Below are 21,471 nucleotides of genomic sequence, written 5' to 3' on the forward strand. Positions count from 1 at the left end.
TTTTCCAACTATTCCACTGTGACAGACTTGGCCAGATTTCGGGGCTGGTCCACGTCGGTGCCTTTAGCTACCGCCGTATGATAAGCCAACAGCTGGGCCGGGATCGCGTACAAAATAGGGGCCACGATATCCGGTGATTCAGGCATTTCGATAGAGGCCCAGACCCCCTCGCTTGCTTCCGCCAAACCCTTTGCATCAGAGACCAGAACGACCTTGCCTTTGCGTGCCATGACCTCTTGCATGTTGGATACGGTCTTGTCGAAAAGACTGTCTTTCGGTGCCAAAACGACAACAGGCACATGTTTGTCGATCAGGGCGATGGGGCCATGCTTCAGCTCACCTGATGCATAAGCTTCGGCGTGTATATAGCTGATTTCCTTTAGCTTTAATGCCCCCTCATGCGCGAGAGGGTACATTTGACCGCGTCCCAGAAACAGCACATCGCGGGCTTCGGACAATTTACGCGCAGCCGTGCGGATGGATTTGTTTTGTTCCAGTGCCGTGTTGATCAATGCAGGCACACCGCGCAAACTTGAGATGTGATCTGCCAATTGGTCGTCGGATACTTCACCGCGCGCATGCGCAGCTTTCAGAACCATCATTAACAAAACTGTCAACTGGCATGTGAACGCTTTGGTGGATGCCACGCCGACCTCTATGCCTGCGTGGATGGGCAACGCCAAATCGCTTTCCCGCGCAATAGAGCTTTCGGGCACGTTGATCACAGACACGATTTTGTCGGCTTTGCCTTCGCAGTACCGCAGGGCGGCCAAAGTGTCGGCTGTTTCGCCAGACTGGCTGACAAAGATCGCGGCCGTACGGGCAGGGATGGGTGGTTCGCGGTAGCGGAATTCCGATGCCACATCGACTTCAACAGGAATACGCGCGATTTGTTCAAACCAGTATTTCGCAGTCAAACACGCCAGATAGGCCGTGCCGCATGCGACCATGGTCAAGCGGTCGATCTTTGTGAAATCTATGCCAGGGTCGGGCAGGGTGATTTGACCGTCGCTGCCCAGATAATTGGCCAGCGTATGACCCAGAACAGTTGGCTGTTCCGCGATTTCTTTGGCCATAAAATGCTTGTGACCGGCTTTGTCCACACGCGCGGCGTCAATTTGGATGGTCTTGATGGGGCGGTTGGCCAAAGTGCCACTTCCATCGCGGATCTCCAAAGATGTGCGGGTCAGAACGGCCCGGTCGCCTTCTTCCAGATAGGTAATGCGGTCAGTCATTGGTGCCAAAGCAATCGCGTCAGAGCCCACGAACATCTCGCCTTGACCGTGGCCGATGGCCAAAGGTGACCCTTTGCGTGCCGCGATCATCAAATCCTCTTCACCATCAAATAAAAACGCCAAAGCAAATGCGCCTTCCAACGCGTCGATGGTCTTGTTCACAGCCTCTACAGGCGATGCGCCCTGCGCCATGTGATACTGGGCCAGCAAAGCGACGGTTTCGGTGTCGGTTTCGGTTTGCGGCGTGATGCCGTTGGACGCCAACATTTCGCGCAACTCGCGAAAGTTTTCGATAATGCCGTTGTGCACCACGGCCACGTTTCCCGATTGGTGGGGGTGCGCGTTCATTTCGTTGGGAGCACCGTGCGTGGCCCACCGTGTGTGGCCGATGCCGGATTTGCCAGCAAGCGGTTCATGCACCAGCTTGTCGCTTAGATTTACCAGTTTTCCCACGGCGCGCCTTCGGTCCAACGCACCGTTGTTGACAGTGGCGATACCCGCGCTGTCGTAGCCGCGATATTCAAGGCGTTTCAGCGCTTCGACAAGGATGGGCGCTGCTTCATGGTTGCCCAAGACCCCAACAATTCCACACATTTTTAGCTGCCCCTGCTTTGTCTGGCCTTTTTGGCCTTTAACATATCGAACAATTTGCGGGCCATGCCCGGTTTTTCCACTTGCGGTGCGCGTGACAGCGCCAACGCGTTTGATTCAACGTCAGATGTGATGACTGAACCGCTGCCTGTCATTGCTCCATCCCCGATGGAGACGGGTGCCACCAGCATAGTGTTCGATCCAATGAAGACGTTTGATCCGATGTCGGTGTAATGCTTCATAACGCCGTCATAGTTGCAGGTGATCGTGCCCGCGCCGATGTTGCTTTTGACCCCCACGCCTGCATCGCCGATGTAGCTTAGGTGGTTGACTTTGGCCCCTTCGGCGATCTGCGCATTTTTGATTTCAACGAAGTTGCCGATGCGCACGTCCTCGGACAATTCTGTGCCGGGACGCAAGCGGGCGTATGGACCGATGATGCCGCCGCGCGCCACATGGCAGCCTTCCAGATGCGAAAACGCGCGGATGGTGGCACCACTTTCCACGGTCACACCGGGTCCGAAGACAACATTGGGTTCAATCAGTGTGTCGCGCCCGATGATCGTGTCCAACGCAAAGTAGACTGTTTCGGGGGCGACCAAAGTCACGCCATCTTCCATCAATTCTACCCGTTTGCGGGTTTGAAACAGCGCGTCGGCCGCAGCCAGTTCAGCACGCGAGTTGACGCCCAGTGTTTCGGCTTCATCACAGGTGACCACGGTGGCGGAATGACCGCTGCGCCGCGCCAAACCGATAACGTCGGTCAGATAGTATTCGCCCGACGCATTATCGTTGCCGGTCTGGTCCAAAAGGTCGAACAAAAGCGGCGCCGGTGCACAGATTACCCCACTGTTGCACAGCTTCAGGCTGCGCTCGATCGGAGAGGCGTCTTTGTATTCGACAATCCGTTCCAACGACGTGCCATCCATGACCAACCGTCCGTAACGGCCCGCATCCGCAGGTTCAAATCCCAGCACAACGACGTCGGCCTCGGCGTCCAGCATCGCCTGCAATGTTTCGGGCTGCACAAATGGTGTGTCACCGTAAAGGACGATCGCTTTGCCGTCAAAACCGGTCAGGCTGTCTTTGGCCTGCAACACTGCGTGACCCGTACCCAGTTGTTCCGTCTGAAGAACAACTTTGGCCGTGTCATCATGGGCTGTTGCTGCTTTTGTGACCGCGTCCGCCCCGTGACCGGCCACAATGACGGTATGTTCGGGATCCAGCGTCGCACCTGCGTTCATCGCATGCACCAGCATCGGCGCCCCCGCGATGGGGTGCAAGACCTTGGGATTTTCGGAATTCATTCGCGTGCCTTTGCCAGCGGCAAGGATAATCAGGGCAACGGCCATAGCGTTTTCTCTTTTGTTCTGCTCGTCTCCGTTTTATCCGTTTCCCCCGAAGGCACAAGATGCAGTGGCATCAAACAAGATTGCGGGTTGCAACATCGGCAAGCGGCAACATGCCGACACCAGACCAAAGGACAAGCGGAATGAAGACGGTAATTTTTGATTTGGACGGCACATTGGCAGACACATCCGGTGATCTGATCGAAGCTGCAAACGTTTGTTTTCGTGACATGGGTGCGGGCGATATGCTGGATCCGTTGTCTGATGCCGGCACAGCGTTGCGCGGGGGGCGTGCGATGTTGCGTCTGGGGTTGTCGCGGCTGAACCAAGATCATGATATGGACACGCTTGATCGGTATTACCCCATCTTGTTAGAGGCTTACGCCAAAGACATTGACAGCCGCACCGTCATGTACCCCGGTGCCATGGACGCGGTTGAGACGTTGAAAACCCGAGGCTACGGGGTGGGCATCGCCACCAATAAGCCCGAAGGTTTGGCCGAAGAGTTGTTAAAGCGGTTGGGGGTGCGTGACGCCTTTGCATCTATGGTGGGGGCAGACACGCTGCCAGTCCGCAAACCCGACCCCGAGCACCTGTTCGAGGCTGCGCGCCGTGCCGGGGGTGATCCTGCCAAAACCTGTTTGATCGGTGACAGCGACACGGATCGCAATACGGCCAAGAATGCCAATGTACCTTCGGTTTTGGTCACTTTTGGCCCCGCAGGCGGCGATATGGCGGCCTTGACCCCCGAAGCTTTGCTGCATGATTTTGCCGATTTGCCCGACTTGATCGACAATTTGCTAGGCTGAACGTGCCATTTCCGCTTTGCGGAATATGACGTCGACACCTTGACCTTGCGCTTGCGCCTTTTCACAACGGACACCATGACACAGCATAGCGACACCGAACACTTCACCGGCAGTTTCACCCAACAAGAGCCTATTCCGGAAGCAGGCATTGAAGCCGCTTTGTCGATCCTGCGGCACGGACGCTTGCACCGATACAACACGATGCCAGATGAGCTGTCCGAAACCGCGCTATTGGAACAGGAATTCGCGGCACTGACCGGAGCCAAATACTGCCTGTCTGTGGCATCGGGCGGATACGCGATGGCAACGGCGTTGCGGGCTTTGGGTGTCGCACCTGGCGATACTGTCTTGTCCAACGCTTTCACATTGGCGCCTGTACCGGGCGCGATTGCATCGGTGGGCGCGAAGCCCGTCTTTGTCGGGGTCACGGAAAGCCTGACCATCGATCTGGATGATCTTGAGGCCAAAATCGACCAAGCCAAAGTTCTTTTGCTAAGCCATATGCGCGGCCACATCTGCGATATGGAACGCCTGATGGCGATTTGCGATGCGGCTGGCGTCAAAGTGGTGGAAGACTGTGCCCACACGATGGGTGCTGCGTGGCGTGGTGTGCCCTCCGGGCGGTCAGGTACCGTGGGCTGCTATTCGTGTCAGACGTATAAACATGTCAATTCCGGCGAAGGTGGGTTTCTTGTCACCGATGATGAACAGGTCGCGGCCCGTGCGATCATGATGTCAGGATCTTACATGCTGTTTGAACGGCATTTGGCAGCCCCTGATCCATCGGTATTTGCCAAGATCAAATACGAGACACCCAACATATCCGGTCGCATGGACAACCTGCGCGCGGCCATCTTGCGGCCGCAACTTGCGGACTTGGATACCCAATGCCAGCGCTGGAACGAACGCTACTATGTTTTGGAAGACGGTGTGCGCGACACGCCCGGGATGCAGGTGGTTGAACGTCCTGATGCGGAAACCATCGTCGGATCTTCATTCCAGTTTTTGCTGCTGGATTGGTCTGCGGATGCCATTCGCAAGGTGGTGTCACGTTGCGGCGCACGGGGCGTTGAATTGAAGTGGTTTGGCGCACCCGAGCCTGCGGCCTTCACCAGCCGCTATGACAGTTGGCACTATGCAGACCCGCAGCCTATACCCAAGTCAGATCGCATCTTGCACGGGATTGTGGATATTCGCGTGCCTTTGACCTTTTCCTTGGACGATTGTGCATTGATCGCACGTATCATCAAAGCTGAAGTATCTGCGGTCTATCAGTCCGAGATATAAGGAAAACCGGGGCTTTGTACCCCGGTTTGTTTTTGGTGTGCCGCAATCGGGCCTTATGATCCAGGCCGCCTTGCGGAACACGATTGTTCCATGGTGACCTGGGTTCGCTGTGTCGTCTGTCAGGTTCGCTTTGGCAACTTCGTACAAGAATGCCAGCTTGCCTTCTGTCGCCCAGACCTCGGCTTTGGCCAGGTCAACGGCACCAGCTGTAGGTTCGGGTCGTCTTTGCCGTCTTCATCGTCGTCGGCGTAATGCGACATTGGCACTGTGCGGCCAAATCCGGAGGACAACATCCCCTCGCGGGCGTCCTCAATACAGTCCCAGAATTCTTCTTTCAGATGATGTGACATGTGTCTCTCCTTTGGTCGTTTCGTGGCGCTTCGCAAAGTTAACGCGCAGTGCGTCCAATCGTTCCAACAGGGGGGTATCCTTCGAAACATCTTGACCCGTTTGCATGGGTCGCGTTAAGTAATGAACAACTGTTCAATAAATCTGGTCTGAAATTCGGTATCCAGCGATCCGATATTTATCAATCCGACGGGGGAAGACGCACGATGTTCAATGCGACCATGCAATTCGATTTGGGTGAAGACGTAAATGCACTGCGCGAGATGGTGCATCGTTGGGCGCAAGAACGTGTCAAACCGATGGCGGCTGAGATCGACGCTAAAAATGCCTTTCCGCCAGAACTGTGGACCGAAATGGGGGACCTTGGCCTTTTGGGGATCACCGTGGACGAAGACTATGGCGGGGCGGGGATGTCATATCTGGCCCATACTGTCGCTGTCGAAGAAGTGGCCCGTGCCAGCGCGTCTGTGTCACTGTCTTACGGGGCGCATTCCAACCTGTGCGTCAACCAGATAAAGCTGAACGGCACCGATGACCAAAAACGCCAATACCTGCCCGGCTTGATTTCAGGCGAACATGTTGGCGCATTGGCGATGTCCGAAGCGGGGGCGGGATCGGATGTGGTTTCCATGAAGCTGAACGCGGAAAAGCGCAACGATCACTACCGGTTGAACGGCAACAAGTACTGGATCACCAACGGCCCTGACGCCGACACACTTGTGGTCTACGCCAAGACGAACCCCGATATGGGATCCAAAGGCATCACGGCCTTTATCATCGAAAAATCCATGACGGGCTTTTCGACGTCGCCCCATTTTGACAAGCTTGGCATGCGCGGATCAAACACGGCCGAGCTGATCTTTGACGACGTGGAAGTGCCCTTTGAAAATGTGCTGGGCGAAGAGGGACGCGGTGTCGCCGTTTTGATGTCCGGTCTGGATTATGAGCGGGTGGTGCTGGCAGGGATCGGCACCGGTATCATGGCGTCCTGCCTCGATGAAATCATGCCTTATATGGCCGAGCGTAAGCAATTCGGCCAACCCATCGGAAGCTTCCAGCTGATGCAGGGCAAGATGGCGGATATGTACACAGCGATGAATTCCGCCCGCGCCTACGTCTATGAAGTCGCCAAGGCTTGCGACCGTGGGGATGTGACGCGGCAGGACGCAGCAGCGTGTTGTTTGTATGCGTCAGAGCAAGCCATGGTGCAGGCGCATCAGGCCGTGCAAGCCATGGGCGGGGCAGGGTATTTGTCCGACAACCCTGTGGGGCGCATCTTCCGCGATGCCAAACTGATGGAAATTGGGGCTGGCACATCCGAAATCCGCCGCATGCTGGTGGGGCGCGAAATGATGGGCGCGATGGGCTGATGCCACGCCAAGTCCTTCTTACGGTGTCGGGGCTGGTGATGATGGCGGCTGCGGGCGGGCTTTATCTGGGCCGTCAACAGGCTGCATTGTCCGAAACAAAAGTCATAAATGCCATCGCCGACCGTTATGTTGCTGAAACAGGCGGCGTTCACAGCGATTGTGTGGCGCGTCCTGCTGAAGACGTCGGGGCTTGGCTTGTGATCAGCTGTGGGACCGCGTCCAGCATCAGCCAGTATTGGGTAGATCGCACAGGGCGTTTGGTTACGCCGACTGCAGGGCCAGACGCATGATGACGTCTGCCCAAAATATGGCCATGCAGTGTTTGGATCACCCAGAAGATCAAACAGCGATTGTGGATGTGTCACACGGTGTGCGGCGTGATGTCAGCTATGGCAAGCTGAAGGACATGGCCGATGGGATTGCGCGTGCATTGCTGCCGCAGGTGCAGCCAGGCGACCGCGTGGGTGTGTTGCTTAGTCAAAGCCCATGGTGTGCTGCGGCCCATATCGCAATCTGGAAAATAGGCGCAATATCAGTGCCTTTGTTCAAACTGTTCAAGCACGATGCCTTGCAATCGCGCATATCTGATGCCGGCATCCACATCGTTTTGACGGACGATGAAGGGGCGGCTTTGGTGGATGGGCTGGCTACGGTCTGGTTGGCAGACACCTGCGGCGTCGCCGGTGCAGTGGTGCCCACCCAAGCGGTGGATCACCAAAGCCCCGCGATCATAATCTACACCTCCGGCACAACCGGCACAGCCAAAGGTGCGTTGCACGGCCATGGCATACTTGCAGGGCATTTGCCCGGCGTTTCGGTCAGCCACAACCATCTGGGCCATCCTGACGATTGCCTTTGGACCCCTGCAGATTGGGCCTGGATTGGCGGTTTGTTTGATGTGCTCATGCCCGGCCTTGCCTTGGGGGTGCCAGTGGTGGCCGCCAGAATGGGAAAGTTCTCGGTTGATGAATGTCTGCAGATCATCCGCCAGGGCGCTGTCCGGAATGTGTTTTTTCCACCCACGGCTTTGCGGATGCTCAAGGCGGAAGGGGCGCGGATCGACGGATTGCGGTCTGTGGCCTCGGGGGGCGAGCCGTTGGGCGCGGAAATGCTGGCGTGGGGGCGTGACGCCTTTGGGCTGCAGATCAACGAATTCTATGGCCAGACAGAATGCAACATGACGGTCTCAAGCTGCGCTGCCGATTTCCCGGCAGCCCCGGGGTGCATCGGTAAGCCTGTGGACGGTCACGAGGTGCAAGTGGTTGATAAAGACGGGAACATGACAGACGCGGAAGGGGATATTGCGGTCAAACGCGGGTCTCCTTCGATGATGTTGGAATATTGGCAACGCCCGAACGCGACGTCCGAGAAGTTCCGTGGTGACTGGATGCTGACGGGTGATCGCGGCATCTGGGAGGGTGACTATCTGCGTTTCGTGGGCCGCGAGGACGATGTGATCACATCTGCGGGCTACCGGATCGGTCCGGCCGAGATCGAAGACTGCCTGTTGACCCACCCCGATGTGGTGACATGCGGCGTCGTTGGCAAACCCGACCCGCTGCGCACCGAGGTCGTGAAGGCCTATGTGGTTTTGCGGGACGGGGCTGCACAGGACGCCGAAGCGCTTCAGATCTACGTTAAAGACCGGCTTGCAAGCTATTCTTATCCAAGGGAGATCGGTTTTTTGAAGGCTTTGCCGATGACAGTGACAGGTAAGGTTATTCGGAAAGAATTGAAGGCGATAGCGATTGCGGAGTTGCACACATGAGCGCAAGCAAGAGGTCAGTTGGCTTTGAGCCAAAGGGGCGCTTGCGTGTTCAAGTGCCAGACCGTTCGGTTATGGCATTTGGGATCGCGATGGCCACACGCATGCACGCGCTGCACCTCAACACGGGTAGGATTAAGGATTAGGTTATGAAGCTCAAATCACAGATATTGACGTCCTCAGAAACGTTCAAAGTGAACGTGACCGCCCACGAAGCTGCGTTGGGCCAGATCACAGACGCCGCCCAAGCCGCAGCATTTGGCGGCGGCGAACGGTCTCGTGACCGTCATGTGTCGCGCGGGAAAATGTTGCCGCGCGAACGTGTGGCGAACTTGCTTGATCCGGGGTCTCCGTTCTTGGAGGTCGGTGCGACGGCTGCCCATGGCATGTATGACGGTGCTGCCCCTTGCGCGGGCGTCATTGCGGGCATTGGCCGGGTGCAGGGCCACGAGGTGATGGTGGTGTGCAACGACGCCACTGTGAAGGGTGGCACCTACTACCCGATGACCGTGAAAAAGCACCTGCGCGCCCAAGAGATCGCGGAACAGAACCACCTGCCATGCATTTATCTGGTCGACAGCGGTGGCGCGAACCTGCCCAATCAGGACGAGGTGTTTCCGGATCGTGACCACTTTGGCCGCATCTTCTTCAATCAGGCGCAGATGAGCGCAAAGGGCATCCCGCAAATTGCTGTTGTGATGGGGTCTTGTACGGCGGGCGGTGCCTATGTGCCTGCCATGTCGGATGTGACGATCATCGTGAAGGAACAGGGCACGATTTTTCTGGCGGGCCCGCCATTGGTAAAGGCCGCGACGGGTGAAGTTGTATCCGCCGAAGATTTGGGCGGCGGTGATGTGCACACGCGTTTGTCCGGGGTCGCGGACTATCTGGCTGAAGATGACACTCACGCCTTGGCGCTGGCCCGTCGTGCTGTGGCGCAATTGAACCGTACAAAACCCACAACAGTGCAATGGCAAGAAGCAGAAGAACCTGCATATGACCCTGCCGAATTGCTGGGGGTTGTGCCCGCAGACACCCGCCAGCCCTATGACATCCGCGAAGTCATCATGCGCGTTGTAGACGGATCGCGGTTTGACGAATTCAAACCGCGCTTTGGCGAGACTTTGGTGACGGGGTTTGCCCATTTGAAAGGCTGTCCCATTGGCATCATCGCCAACAACGGCGTGTTGTTCTCTGAGGCGGCCCAAAAGGGCGCACACTTTGTTGAGCTGTGTTCGCAGCGAAAAATCCCTTTGGTCTTTTTGCAAAACATCACCGGCTTTATGGTGGGGCGCAAATACGAAAACGAAGGCATCGCGCGACACGGTGCCAAGATGGTCACGGCCGTGGCCACAACGTCGGTGCCCAAGATCACAATGGTGGTGGGCGGATCCTTCGGGGCAGGGAATTACGGCATGGCGGGCCGTGCCTACAGTCCTCGTTTCATGTGGTCATGGCCAAATTCACGTATCGGTGTGATGGGCGGTCAACAGGCCGCCGGTGTTCTGGCGACGGTCAAACGTGACGGGATAGAGCGCAAAGGCGAAACATGGTCCGCCGAGGCAGAAGCCGCCTTTAAGCAGCCCACCATCGATATGTTCGAAGAACAATCGCATCCGCTTTATGCGTCGGCCCGCCTTTGGGATGATGGTGTGGTTGATCCGCGCAAAACCCGCGACGTGCTGTTTCTAAGCCTGTCGGCTGCCCTGAATGCCCCGATCGAGGACACACGCTTTGGCGTGTTCCGGATGTGATGTTGCGTATGCGACTGCTTTGCGCCGGAAAGCTTCATGTTTTAAAGGATGTCACATATGACTGATTTCAATCTGGGTCCTTTGTGCCTGACTGTGAAACGCTATGCACATGACGACGCAAAAGACTTCGAAAAAGCCAATTGGCTGCATATCGGCGTCAAATGCCCGACCGATGACGGCGACGTGTCCTTTGCGTCTTCCTGTCTCATGACCACCGATATTTTCGATTTTATGGATGAAATGGACGCTTTGCTGGCCGGGGAAGGCTTTCAAGCCTACCTTGTCAGCCTTGAGCCCCAAGTTGACGTGCAAATTCAACGCGCAGACGGGCCTGACAGCTTTTCGCTGGACATTGAACTCACGCCAAACGCGCAGGACGATGAGGACATTTATGCAGTGTCCACGACCCTGTCGCGTGGCGATATGCAAGATATGGCGGCTCAGGCCAAGCGGATCATTGAAGCGTTTCCAGTGCGCTCTCTCAAAGCATCTTGAAACCGATACCATACGCCATGCCGCAGGCGTGGGGCTTTCACGCCAAGGAGAACCGGAATGTTTAACAAAATTCTCATAGCCAATCGGGGCGAGATCGCGTGCCGCGTCATGGAAACCGCCCAATCCATGGGCGTGGTTTGCGTTGCTGTTTATTCGGATGCGGATGCGGCGTCCAAACATGTGCAAATGGCCGATGTCGCGGTCCATATCGGTGGCAACGCGCCCGCCCAAAGCTATTTGCGCGGCGATGTCATCATTCAGGCGGCCTTGGATACGGGCGCTGAGGCCATTCACCCCGGCTATGGGTTTTTATCCGAGAACCCCGATTTCGTGGATGCGGTTGATGCCGCGGGGTTGACGTTTATCGGGCCGTCGGCGGATGCCATTCGTGCCATGGGACTGAAAGATGCCGCCAAGGCTTTGATGGTTGAGGCAGGCGTTCCGGTTGTTCCGGGCTATCATGGTGCCGATCAGGATGATGCGCTTTTGGCGTCGGAAGCCGATAAAATCGGGTATCCTGTCTTGATCAAAGCGGTTGCGGGTGGCGGCGGCAAAGGTATGCGTTTGGTCGACGCACCGTCCGCATTTGCCGAAGCCCTGCAATCGGCCCGTTCAGAAGCATCTACAGCTTTTGGCAATTCCGATGTTCTGGTTGAAAAATTCGTCTCGAAACCCCGCCACATCGAAGTGCAGGTTTTCGGGGACGGCACTCAGGCCGTACATTTGTTTGAACGCGACTGTTCTTTGCAGCGTCGCCACCAAAAGGTGATTGAAGAAGCCCCGGCACCCGACATGACCGAACAGATGCGCGATGCTATGGGGCAGGCGGCCACCCGCGCCGCAGAAGCCATCGGGTACAAAGGTGCGGGTACCGTGGAATTTATCGTGGATGGGTCCGATGGTCTCAAAGCTGACGGGTTCTTTTTCATGGAAATGAACACCCGCCTGCAGGTGGAACACCCCGTCACAGAAGCCATCACTGGGGTTGATCTGGTGGAATGGCAACTGCGGGTTGCGGCAGGTGAAGCATTGCCCAAAACCCAAAGCGAGCTGACCATTCAAGGCCACGCCTTCGAGGCGCGATTGTATGCCGAAGACGTGCCCGCAGGCTTTTTGCCCGCCACGGGTACATTGACCCATCTGCAATTTCCCGCCACCGCCCGCGCCGACAGCGGTGTGCGCAGCGGCGACACCATCAGCCCGTTTTATGACCCGATGATTGCCAAGGTGATCGTGCATGGCCCAACACGCAGCGTCGCCCTTGCACGTTTGTCCGCAGCCTTGAACGCCACGCAAGTGGGGGGCACTGTGACGAACCTAAGCTTTCTGGGGGCGTTGGCCGCCCACGACGGGTTCGCCGCTGGCGATGTGGACACAGGGTTGATTGCGCATGATCTGGATGCTTTGACGGCTGTCGCGCCGCTCACGCCAGCCCATTTGGCATGTGCGGGCATGTGCGCTTTGGGGCTGGGGGGCACACAGGCCGAAACAGGTTTCGCGCTTTGGGACCCTTTGCGCCAATCCGTAGACATCGGCCATGGCGATGTGATCCTGCGTTTGCAGGTCGAAGTGACTTCGCCGCAGTCGCAAGTCTGGCACATCGACGGCACGCGCGTAGAGGCCAGGCATGTCGGCGGACGTTGGATGCTTGACGGACAACCGGCACCAAATGCCGTTCTGGCGCAGGGTGTCGTGACCGTGTTTGACGATTATGGCATTCCTTTTGATGTGATTGACCCACTGAACCGCGAAGCCGGTGCGGTGGGGGATGGCAACCTTGTGATGGCCCCCATGCCGGGTCTGGTGAAACTGGTGGCGGCCCAAACAGGACAAACGGTTCAGGCAGGTGATCGTCTGGCGGTGTTGGAAGCGATGAAAATGGAACACAGTCTTTTGGCGGCGCGTGATGGTGTGGTCGCTGAAGTTTTGGCGGCAGAAGGCGATCAAGTCGAAGCGGGGGCCCCTTTGGTACGCTTGGAGGCTGACACAGAGACGCAGGCGTGAATGATCTTACGCTCATAGGGTACGCACCAAGCGTATACACCCGCAGTGTGCGCATGGCGTTGCACGCAAAATCGGTGCCCTACACCTTCACGCAAGTGGACCCGTTTCAGGAAGACGGGCAGGCGGCGTTGGTGGGGGTGCACCCATTCGGGCGTGTGCCGGTCTTGATCCATCAAAACACCCGCATCTACGAGACAACGGCCATTCTGGAGTATCTCGACACGCAATGTACCAGCGTTCCATTGATGCCACAGGCTGGATTGCCCCGCGCCCGTGTCACGCAGGTGCAAAGCATCGCCGACAACTATGTGTACAGCAATCTGGTGCGTGGTGTGTTTTCAAACGGTGTGTATCTGCCGCATCTTGGCATGGACGCAAATCTTTCTGCGCTAAATGCAGGGCTGGCGGCGGCCCCCCGCGTGCTGGATGCGTTGGAAGAGATTGCCCAAGAAGGCCACGCGCTAACGGGCGACGCTGTGACCCGTGCAGAATGCCATCTTGGGCCAATGATTGCATATTTTTCCATGTATGCCGAAGCCCGCGTTATGGTGCAGTCGCGCGCCTGTCTGGCGCGGTGGTGCGCGGCGTTGAATACAATGGATGCCTTTCTAAGCACGCGGCCGGACATTGTTCATCAGATAGAGAAAGACATATGATTACATTGCATCACGTTCCTCAGTCGCGGTCCATGCGATCGCTTTGGTTGCTGCATGAACTTGAGATCGATTTTCAGGTGATCGTCCATCCGTTCGACCGGTCTTTGCGTGATCCTGCGTTTTTAAGCTTGTCGCCGGCGGGACGTGTGCCAGCCCTTGAGATTGAAGGCGAACGTATGTTCGAGACGGGCGCCATCACGCAATACCTGTGTGAATGCTTCAGCCCCGACCGCTTCGGGCGCCGCGTCGATGATCCCGACCGCATGGCGTGGCTGGTGTGGTTGCACTTTGCAGAAACCATTAGCCAGCATGCCGCTGCATTGACGCAACAGCATGTTGCGCTGCGCGAAGACCATATGCGCAGCCCCATTGTCATGAAGCTGGAAGCCAGCCGGATTTCGAAATGTTATGATGCGCTTGAGGCACGATTGAGCACGCCCATCGAAAACCGCGACTACTTGCTGACGTCCGGATTTTCTGCGGCCGATATTTCTGTCGGCCAAGCCGTTTACATGGCCCGTCACTTTGCAACGCTGGACGCGCACCCGGAAACTGCCGCATGGTATGAACGTATCACCGCGCGGCCTGCGTTTCAGGCCAGTTTGCCAAGGGACGGCGAGAAGCTGTTTGAACAAAGCTTTTTTGCCCCTTGGCCTTTGAAAGGATAATCTATGTCGCTTGGACCCGTTGAGATTTTTGAAGTTGGCCCCCGCGATGGGTTGCAAAACGAAGCAGCAGAAATTGCAGTGGCCGATAAAGTGGCACTGGTCGATTGCCTAAGCGGTGCAGGTTTCAAACGCATTGAATGTGCCAGTTTTGTCAGCCCCAAATGGGTGCCGCAAATGGCGGGCAGCGCGGATGTGCTGGCGGGGATCACCCGTGTGCCTGGCGTGCGTTATGCGGCGTTGACCCCGAATATGCGCGGCTTTGAAGATGCTCAAGCCGCCAAAGCCGACGAGATTGCGGTGTTCGGGTCAGCCTCCGAAGGGTTTTCCAAGGCCAATATCAATGCGTCGATTGACGAATCTTTGGATCGGTTCGCTCCGGTGATCGAAGCGGCCCGTATGATTGACTTGCCGGTGCGTGGATACGTGTCTTGCGTTGTTGAGTGTCCCTATGATGGCGCGGTTGATCCTGCGGCGGTGGCGCGTGTCGCGGACCGTTTGTTTGCGATGGGCTGTTATGAGGTGTCGTTGGGCGACACAATCGGGGCAGGAACCCCTGACAGCATCGCCCGTATGTTGATGGCTGTGCGCGATGTGGTGCCTGTTGGCCGTTTGGCTGGCCATTATCACGACACGGGCGGTCGCGCGATCGACAATATTGATGCGTCTTTGGCGCTGGGCGTGCGGGTGTTTGATGCGGCTGTCGGCGGGCTTGGGGGGTGCCCTTATGCACCGGGTGCCTCTGGCAACGTGGCCACAGAAGCCGTGGCCGCGCATCTGGAACGGCTGGGATACGAGACAGGGCTGGATCTGGATGTGATTGCCAAAGCGGCTGATATGGCCCGTGCGATGCGAGGGTAACGGAACAACCAATGGACACAATTTCAATTGATGTTGACGCCCGCGGCGTCGCCACACTGACGCTTGACCGTGCCGACAAACACAACGCCATGAGCGCACAGATGCTTGCGGAACTGACGCAAGCGGCCCACGATCTGGGATCGGATGATGCGGTGCGGGTTGTTGTGCTGACGGGGGCGGGCAAAAGTTTTTGCGCGGGCGGCGATCTGGGCTGGATGCGCGAACAAATGGCCGCAGACGCCGAAACGCGCGGGCGCGAAGCTGCAAAACTGGCCCATATGTTGCAGGCCATGAACACGATGCCAAAACCTTTGATTGGCGCGTTGCAGGGCAATGCATTTGGGGGTGGCGTGGGCATGGCGTCGGTCTGTGACGTGGCCATTGGGGTGGACCATCTGAAGATGGGACTGACCGAAACCCGGTTGGGCATTATCCCTGCCACCATTGGCCCTTATGTGATTGCACGCATGGGCGAAGGACGTGCGCGGCGCGTCTTTATGTCGTCGCGTCTGTTTGGCGCGGCCGAGGCGGTGGATCTGGGGCTTTTGGCGCGCGCTGTGCCTGCAGAGACGTTGACAGAGGCCGTCGAGGCGGAAGTCGTGCCTTACCTGAGTTGTGCCCCCGGTGCTGTGGCGGCCGCGAAAGCCTTGGCGCGGGATTTGGGGCCGCGCATCGACAATGACACGATTGCCATGACCATCAACGCCTTGAAGTCACGCTGGGAAACCGATGAAGCGGCCGAAGGCATCGGTGCGTTCTTCGACAAGCGTAAAGCGGCGTGGATGGGCTAAGGCCTTTGTTTGGTTCGTAAATTACGGCTTTGGCTGCTCCAGAAATTCGATTTCGATGAAGGCGCATTCGAAGTCGTTTGCGCTTATCACGTCGTGGGCAACGCCAAGTTCACGGAAGTAGGGCACACCTGTCTTCATGTCGGCCAATGTACGTGCGCCGTCTTCGCCCAGGATTTCCAACTGCACGTCAAACAGTGGGACCACCACGTAGTCGTAAGCATGGCGGTGCCAGCCTGTGTTGTCGCCGCGCTTTGGGAAGCGCCATTCGGTGACACGCGTGCGTTCGTTTTCGATATAGGCATGGGCAAGGGCGGTGCCTTGGGTCGGTGCATCACACATTTTTGGGTCCTTTTGACAACAGTCCGGGTGATGGGGTGACCAAAGAATCAACCGCGCACAGGATTTTGTAAAGGTATCAGAATCAGGACAGCGTTTGGCCGGATTTATGCTGTGTGAATGTGCACAAAAGAACACAAACCCAAAACATAGGGACAACATCGTGGCCCAAAATACCGGCTTCAGGCCGGCGCTTGCCATTGGGGGTGTCGTGAAATCTTGCGGGGTTTAACCAGATTTGAACTTATAGGCCGTTAGGGGATGAAGAAGACAGCCGACACCGCGAACAGGCAAGGCGAAAACCTTGTCCGGTTGGTTGACCCCGGACAGGCGTGGGGGTACACCCAACACCGTCAACATCGCCACTTGACTGCACGGCTCAAAATGCGCTGTGCAAGACAAAGGAGCCAACATGGAAGAGATGCTGCGGGAGTACCTCCCCATTCTCGTTTTTCTGGCCGTCGCCATCGGTCTCGGTCTTGCCCTCATTCTAGCCGCTGTCGTGGTTGCCGTGCGCAACCCGGACCCCGAAAAGGTGTCGGCGTATGAATGTGGGTTCAATGCATTTGATGATGCGCGCATGAAGTTTGATGTTCGGTTCTATCTTGTGTCGATCTTATTCATTATTTTCGATCTTGAAATTGCCTTCCTGTTCCCTTGGGCTGTGGCCTTCAAGGACGTCAGCATGGTGGGTTTTTGGTCTATGATGGTGTTCTTGGCCGTGCTGACTGCCGGGTTTGCCTATGAATGGAAAAAAGGGGCGCTGGAATGGCAGTAACAGCCACAGCAGGGGCCGACCGCGAGGTCGCCACCCAGTCTTTGAACGCCGAGCTGCAAGACAAAGGCTTTTTGCTGACCTCTACCGAGGATTTGATCAATTGGGCGCGTACAGGGTCTTTGCACTGGATGACGTTCGGCTTGGCGTGCTGTGCCGTCGAGATGATGCACACTTCGATGCCGCGCTATGATCTGGAACGGTTCGGGACAGCGCCGCGTGCGTCCCCGCGCCAGTCCGATCTGATGATTGTGGCGGGCACGCTGACCAACAAAATGGCACCGGCCCTGCGCAAGGTGTATGACCAGATGCCAGAACCGCGGTATGTGATTTCCATGGGGTCTTGCGCCAATGGGGGCGGGTATTACCACTACAGCTACTCTGTTGTGCGTGGCTGTGACCGGATTGTACCCGTGGATGTTTATGTTCCGGGTTGCCCACCTACAGCCGAAGCATTGCTTTATGGCATCATGCAACTGCAACGCAAAATGCGCCGCACCGGCACAATCGTTCGTTAAGGACCTGAATCATGTCTGAAGCATTAAAAGAACTCGGCGCGTATATCGAAGCCAAGCGGGCGGATTGTGTCTTGTCATGGGACATCAGCCGCGATGAACTGAACGTCGATGTGGCCCCAACCAACATCGCGGGCCTTGTGGATTTTCTGAAAACTGACGCCACCTGCAAGTTTTCGACTTTGGTTGATATCACGGCCGTGGATTACACAGGCCGCGCAAAGCGGTTTGACGTCGTTTACCACTTTTTGTCGATGTATCAGAACCACCGCATCCGTTTGCGTGTGTCGATCCGCGAAGATCAGATGGTGCCGTCGCTGTGTGATGTGCATCCTTCGGCCAATTGGTTCGAGCGCGAAATCTTCGACATGTTTGGTATTCTCTTTTCCGGCCACCCGGATTTGCGCCGCATCCTGACCGACTACGGCTTTCGGGGCTATCCGCTGCGCAAGGATTTCCCAACCACAGGCTATACCGAAGTGCGCTACGACGAGGTCGAAAAGCGTGTGGTTTATGAACCTGTCAGCCTTGTTCAGGAATACCGCCAATTCGACTTCATGAGCCCATGGGAAGGCGCGGAATACATCCTGCCCGGCGACGAGAAGACGGACTGACAGCATGGTTGGCGCGCATCTTTTCACACCAAGTACCCCACGAGGTACACTATGACAGACAAAACGGTTGTCATAGGTATTGGTGCGCAAAAGGGTGGCACGTCATGGCTGCACTATTTTTTGAAACACCATCCACAATGTGCGATGTCGTCGATCAAAGAACTGCATTATTTTGACTGTGTTGAAATGAAACGTCAGGCGTTTATGGCGGATATTGTAAAAACCCGTCGGGCTGCGATCTTTGGCGATCCCGACCGCACGGCTGAAATCGTGGCCCCAATGTCTTATGAGGCCGCGCTGGAACGGTTTGAAAAGTGGTCCGATTTGATGACACATGAAACCATCGATAAAGACGCCTATCTTAATTATCTATTGTTGGGCAGTGACGACGCGTCGGTTGTTGGTGAAGTAACACCCGCCTATGCAATGCTAAGCGCTGACAGTTTGCGTGAAATGCACAGCGTTGCCGCGAACACAAAGCTGATTTTCTTGATGCGCGATCCGGTGTCACGGTTGTGGTCGAACTTGCGTATGCGGGCGAAAAAACGGACGCAAACACCCGAAGACATGCTGGCGCATGCATTTGCCGATTTTGCCAAAATACAGGCCGGTGGGATCAAAGGGGTTGCCTGGCGTTCGGACTACCGAACGACGCTGGACAATTTGAAAGCAACTTTGCCTGCACAAGATGTACATGTTGATTTCTTTGAAACCCTGTTTGACGACGGTGCGTCGCGGATTTGCAAGTTTCTTGGAATTGATAACATCGAAGCCCCGGTCGAGACAAATGTAAATGAGGGCATAAAAATCGATTTGCCGCAGGATTTGGCGCATCAGATGTTTGTGTGGCTGAAGCCGCAATACACGTATGTGCGCGACATGTTTGGACAATTGCCCGCCAAATGGACACAAAGCATGGAGGTCTACGCCTGATGGATACTTTGTTTTGGTTGGCTGTTGCGGCCGCTACAATCATTCCAATGCTGAAATTGCTGCCATTTTTTGGTATTAATAAACTGTGGGCCTTTGCCTGCTTGTTACCCATCGGCACAGTCGTGTTGTTGTGGGTTATCGCGATGAAGCAACAAGAGCTGGAGAAGCGTTAATGGCCGCTCCGACGTTTCTTTTCGGGATAGGGGCCGCGAAGGCGGGCACCACTTGGCTGGCGCAAGCCCTGCGTGCGCATCCGCAAGCGGCACTGCCCCCGTTCAAGGAAACGCACTATTTCGACAGCCTCGAACACGACAGCGCACTTTGGTCCATGGACCAGTTGATCGGTGTGCGCCAAGGGGTACGTGCTGATTTGGCGCAGGCCAAGACCCGAAAAATACGCGACCGGCTGACATTTCGTGTCAAGGAAATGGACCGTTGGATGGGCTTAGTCGGTGCGAAGGTTGAAAACGACAAGCGGTACGAAGTCCTGATGCATCGCCGCGCAAACGATGAAACGCGGGTATGCGCCGACATCACGCCCGCCTATGCGTTGTTGTCTGAAAAAACGTACAAACGTATGGCTGCTTTGAATAGTGGAAATACACGCTTTGTGATGATCTTGCGCGATCCGGTAGACCGGTTGTGGTCTAACCTTTCGATGACGGCGCAGCGACGGGCGAAACGCGGGCGTCCATTGGACGATGTGCAAAACGAATTGTTGCGTGGTATCACGGATGGATCGAACTCTGCGGAAATGGCGCGATCTGACTACGCATCGACCTTGGCGCGGCTGACCAATGCTGTTCCAAAATCCAAGTTAAAAGTATTGTTTTTTGAACAGTTGTTTGAAAAAGACACTTTGGAAGATTTGTCCGGGTTTCTGGGCTTCGATGATGTTTTGACGGGTCCGTCAGAACCTGCGAACGCCGGAGCAGGGCAGGCGATGGATGCAAACACACACACGCTCTTGGCGGATGCCATGCAGCCTCAATATGATTTTGTCATGTCCAGGTTCGATGCGGTTCCCCCGCGTTGGCAGGACAATATGAAGGGACCAGTGCAGTGATGGACGGCTCGAAATTTGACGACGCCTTGACGGGCGAACAAAAAATCCGGAATTTCAACATCAATTTCGGGCCTCAACACCCGGCGGCACACGGTGTTTTGCGCTTGGTGCTTGAGTTGGACGGCGAAGTTGTGGAACGGTGCGATCCGCACATCGGTTTGTTGCACCGTGGCACTGAAAAGTTGATGGAATCGCGCACCTATCTGCAAAACCTGCCTTATTTCGACCGCCTCGATTACGTGGCGCCAATGAATCAGGAGCACGCATGGTGTTTGGCGATCGAGAAGCTGACCGGCGTTGAAGTGCCGCGTCGCGCGTCGCTGATCCGTGTGCTGTATTGCGAAATTGGCCGTGTTTTGAACCACTTGCTGAACGTGACGACACAGGCTTTGGATGTGGGGGCTTTGACGCCGCCGTTGTGGGGCTTTGAAGAGCGCGAAAAACTGATGATTTTCTACGAACGTGCCTGTGGCGCACGTTTGCACGCAGCCTACTTCCGCCCCGGTGGTGTGCATCAGGATTTGCCTGATGATTTGCTTGATGACATCGAACAATGGGCGCATGAATTCCCCAATATGTTAAACGATATTGACGGGCTTCTGACCGAAAACCGTATCTTCAAACAGCGTAACTGCGATATTGGCGTTGTTACCGAAGAAGACATCCTGAACTATGGGTTTTCCGGTGTGATGGTACGCGGCTCTGGGATGGCATGGGATTTGCGCCGTGCGCAGCCCTATGAATGCTACGACGAATTTGATTTCCAAATCCCGGTCGGTAAAAACGGCGATTGCTATGACCGTTACCTGTGCCGCATGGAAGAGATGCGTCAATCTGTGTCGATCATCAAACAGGCTATTGGCAAATTGCGTGAAGCGACAGGTGATGTTCTGGCGCGAGGCAAGATTACGCCACCGTCGCGGTCAGACATGAAAACCTCGATGGAAAGCCTGATCCACCACTTCAAGCTTTACACAGAAGGGTTCCATGTGCCCGAAGGCGAGGTTTACGTGGCCGTTGAGGCGCCGAAAGGTGAATTTGGCGTCTACCTTGTGGCAGATGGCTCAAACAAGCCATACCGCTGCAAAATCCGCGCACCCGGGTTCCTGCATCTACAGGCTATGGATCACATCAGCAAAGGGCACCAACTGGCTGATGTTGCTGCGATTATTGGCACCATGGATGTCGTATTCGGGGAAATCGACCGATAATGCAACGGATCCCACTTCATCTCGCTCAAAAAACCTCCGCC

The 21,471-nt window shown here is 56.2% G+C and carries 23 protein-coding genes; 19 read left to right on the forward strand and 4 right to left on the reverse strand.

Translation table 11 applies throughout. From position 1 onward, the window contains the following. Positions 1-8: 8 nt before the first annotated feature. Complete coding sequence (gene glmS / locus ABJL60_RS03575) at positions 9-1,829, reverse strand: glutamine--fructose-6-phosphate transaminase (isomerizing) (RefSeq protein ID WP_348374824.1); 1,821 nt, start codon at positions 1,827-1,829, stop codon at positions 9-11. Positions 1,830-1,831: 2 nt separating this feature from the next. Beyond that, a complete protein-coding gene (gene glmU / locus ABJL60_RS03580; RefSeq protein ID WP_348287994.1) occupies positions 1,832-3,178 on the reverse strand; it encodes a bifunctional UDP-N-acetylglucosamine diphosphorylase/glucosamine-1-phosphate N-acetyltransferase GlmU in 1,347 nt (448 codons plus the stop codon). Between the two features lie 140 nt (positions 3,179-3,318). Here glmU and ABJL60_RS03585 point away from each other — a divergent pair, with 140 nt between their 5' ends. Both ABJL60_RS03585 and ABJL60_RS03590 read left to right on the forward strand, forming a co-directional pair. After that, entirely contained in the window at positions 3,319-3,984 is a 666-nt protein-coding gene (locus ABJL60_RS03585) for an HAD-IA family hydrolase (protein ID WP_348374826.1), read from the forward strand. A 75-nt stretch (positions 3,985-4,059) separates the two neighbouring features. Continuing rightward, the gene (locus ABJL60_RS03590) at positions 4,060-5,271 is read left to right on the forward strand and encodes an aminotransferase class I/II-fold pyridoxal phosphate-dependent enzyme (RefSeq protein WP_348374828.1); all 1,212 of its coding nucleotides are present in this window, start codon (positions 4,060-4,062) and stop codon (positions 5,269-5,271) included. Between the two features lie 119 nt (positions 5,272-5,390). Here the strand turns inward: ABJL60_RS03590 and ABJL60_RS03595 are convergent, their stop codons facing one another. Continuing rightward, positions 5,391-5,621 carry a hypothetical protein gene (locus ABJL60_RS03595; RefSeq protein WP_348374830.1) on the reverse strand — a complete coding sequence of 77 codons (231 nt, stop codon included), beginning with the start codon at positions 5,619-5,621 and terminating at the stop codon, positions 5,391-5,393. A gap of 204 nt (positions 5,622-5,825) precedes the next feature. Here ABJL60_RS03595 and ABJL60_RS03600 point away from each other — a divergent pair, with 204 nt between their 5' ends. From ABJL60_RS03600 to ABJL60_RS03645, 10 genes are all read left to right on the forward strand, one after another. Then, a complete protein-coding gene (locus ABJL60_RS03600) occupies positions 5,826-6,989 on the forward strand; it encodes an isovaleryl-CoA dehydrogenase (RefSeq protein ID WP_348287988.1) in 1,164 nt (387 codons plus the stop codon). Further along, positions 6,989-7,279, forward strand: coding sequence for a hypothetical protein (locus ABJL60_RS03605; RefSeq protein WP_348374832.1), 291 nt, complete (start codon positions 6,989-6,991; stop codon positions 7,277-7,279). Before ABJL60_RS03600 ends, ABJL60_RS03605 begins: the two co-directional genes overlap by 1 nt. Next, entirely contained in the window at positions 7,276-8,757 is a 1,482-nt protein-coding gene (locus ABJL60_RS03610; RefSeq protein WP_348374834.1) for an AMP-binding protein, read from the forward strand. Before ABJL60_RS03605 ends, ABJL60_RS03610 begins: the two co-directional genes overlap by 4 nt. Before the next feature lie 146 nt (positions 8,758-8,903). Further along, positions 8,904-10,508, forward strand: coding sequence for a carboxyl transferase domain-containing protein (locus ABJL60_RS03615; RefSeq protein ID WP_348374836.1), 1,605 nt, complete (start codon positions 8,904-8,906; stop codon positions 10,506-10,508). Between the two features lie 57 nt (positions 10,509-10,565). Next, on the forward strand, positions 10,566-11,003 hold the full coding sequence (locus tag ABJL60_RS03620) for a hypothetical protein (protein WP_348287981.1): 438 nt from the start codon (positions 10,566-10,568) through the stop codon (positions 11,001-11,003). 57 nt (positions 11,004-11,060) lie between these two features. Next, a complete protein-coding gene (locus tag ABJL60_RS03625) occupies positions 11,061-13,007 on the forward strand; it encodes an acetyl/propionyl/methylcrotonyl-CoA carboxylase subunit alpha (protein ID WP_348374838.1) in 1,947 nt (648 codons plus the stop codon). Then, positions 13,004-13,663, forward strand: coding sequence for a glutathione S-transferase family protein (locus ABJL60_RS03630; protein WP_348374840.1), 660 nt, complete (start codon positions 13,004-13,006; stop codon positions 13,661-13,663). Before ABJL60_RS03625 ends, ABJL60_RS03630 begins: the two co-directional genes overlap by 4 nt. Then, positions 13,660-14,331 (forward strand): glutathione S-transferase family protein, encoded by a 672-nt coding sequence (locus tag ABJL60_RS03635; protein ID WP_348318606.1) that lies wholly within the window; start codon positions 13,660-13,662, stop codon positions 14,329-14,331. The genes ABJL60_RS03630 and ABJL60_RS03635 overlap by 4 nt, the downstream gene beginning before the upstream one ends. Before the next feature lie 3 nt (positions 14,332-14,334). Beyond that, on the forward strand, positions 14,335-15,189 hold the full coding sequence (locus ABJL60_RS03640; RefSeq protein ID WP_348374842.1) for a hydroxymethylglutaryl-CoA lyase: 855 nt from the start codon (positions 14,335-14,337) through the stop codon (positions 15,187-15,189). 11 nt (positions 15,190-15,200) lie between these two features. Next, a complete protein-coding gene (locus ABJL60_RS03645) occupies positions 15,201-15,980 on the forward strand; it encodes a crotonase/enoyl-CoA hydratase family protein (protein ID WP_348374844.1) in 780 nt (259 codons plus the stop codon). A 21-nt stretch (positions 15,981-16,001) separates the two neighbouring features. Here ABJL60_RS03645 and ABJL60_RS03650 read toward each other — a convergent pair whose 3' ends face one another. Then, the gene (locus tag ABJL60_RS03650) at positions 16,002-16,319 is read right to left on the reverse strand and encodes a cupin (protein WP_348374846.1); all 318 of its coding nucleotides are present in this window, start codon (positions 16,317-16,319) and stop codon (positions 16,002-16,004) included. Positions 16,320-16,728: 409 nt separating this feature from the next. On the opposite strand from ABJL60_RS03650, the gene ABJL60_RS03655 reads away from it, so the two are divergent. The 7 genes from ABJL60_RS03655 to ABJL60_RS03685 are packed head-to-tail and all read left to right on the forward strand — an operon-like array spanning position 16,729 to position 21,430. Further along, entirely contained in the window at positions 16,729-17,094 is a 366-nt protein-coding gene (locus ABJL60_RS03655) for an NADH-quinone oxidoreductase subunit A (protein WP_108828789.1), read from the forward strand. Further along, positions 17,085-17,609: an NADH-quinone oxidoreductase subunit B family protein gene (locus ABJL60_RS03660; protein ID WP_348287967.1), complete on the forward strand. Its 525-nt coding sequence runs from the start codon at positions 17,085-17,087 to the stop codon at positions 17,607-17,609. Before ABJL60_RS03655 ends, ABJL60_RS03660 begins: the two co-directional genes overlap by 10 nt. A gap of 11 nt (positions 17,610-17,620) precedes the next feature. Continuing rightward, entirely contained in the window at positions 17,621-18,220 is a 600-nt protein-coding gene (locus ABJL60_RS03665) for an NADH-quinone oxidoreductase subunit C (protein WP_108828787.1), read from the forward strand. A gap of 51 nt (positions 18,221-18,271) precedes the next feature. Next, positions 18,272-19,153, forward strand: coding sequence for a sulfotransferase (locus ABJL60_RS03670; protein WP_348374848.1), 882 nt, complete (start codon positions 18,272-18,274; stop codon positions 19,151-19,153). Beyond that, the gene (locus ABJL60_RS03675) at positions 19,153-19,326 is read left to right on the forward strand and encodes a hypothetical protein (RefSeq protein WP_181364478.1); all 174 of its coding nucleotides are present in this window, start codon (positions 19,153-19,155) and stop codon (positions 19,324-19,326) included. The genes ABJL60_RS03670 and ABJL60_RS03675 overlap by 1 nt, the downstream gene beginning before the upstream one ends. After that, entirely contained in the window at positions 19,326-20,219 is an 894-nt protein-coding gene (locus ABJL60_RS03680; RefSeq protein WP_348374850.1) for a sulfotransferase, read from the forward strand. The genes ABJL60_RS03675 and ABJL60_RS03680 overlap by 1 nt, the downstream gene beginning before the upstream one ends. Further along, positions 20,219-21,430 (forward strand): NADH-quinone oxidoreductase subunit D, encoded by a 1,212-nt coding sequence (locus ABJL60_RS03685; RefSeq protein WP_108828784.1) that lies wholly within the window; start codon positions 20,219-20,221, stop codon positions 21,428-21,430. The genes ABJL60_RS03680 and ABJL60_RS03685 overlap by 1 nt, the downstream gene beginning before the upstream one ends. The last annotated feature ends 41 nt before the right edge of the window (positions 21,431-21,471 follow it).

Origin of the sequence: Ascidiaceihabitans sp., assembly GCF_039986515.1 — a bacterium.
Classification (GTDB): Bacteria; Pseudomonadota; Alphaproteobacteria; order Rhodobacterales; family Rhodobacteraceae; genus Ascidiaceihabitans.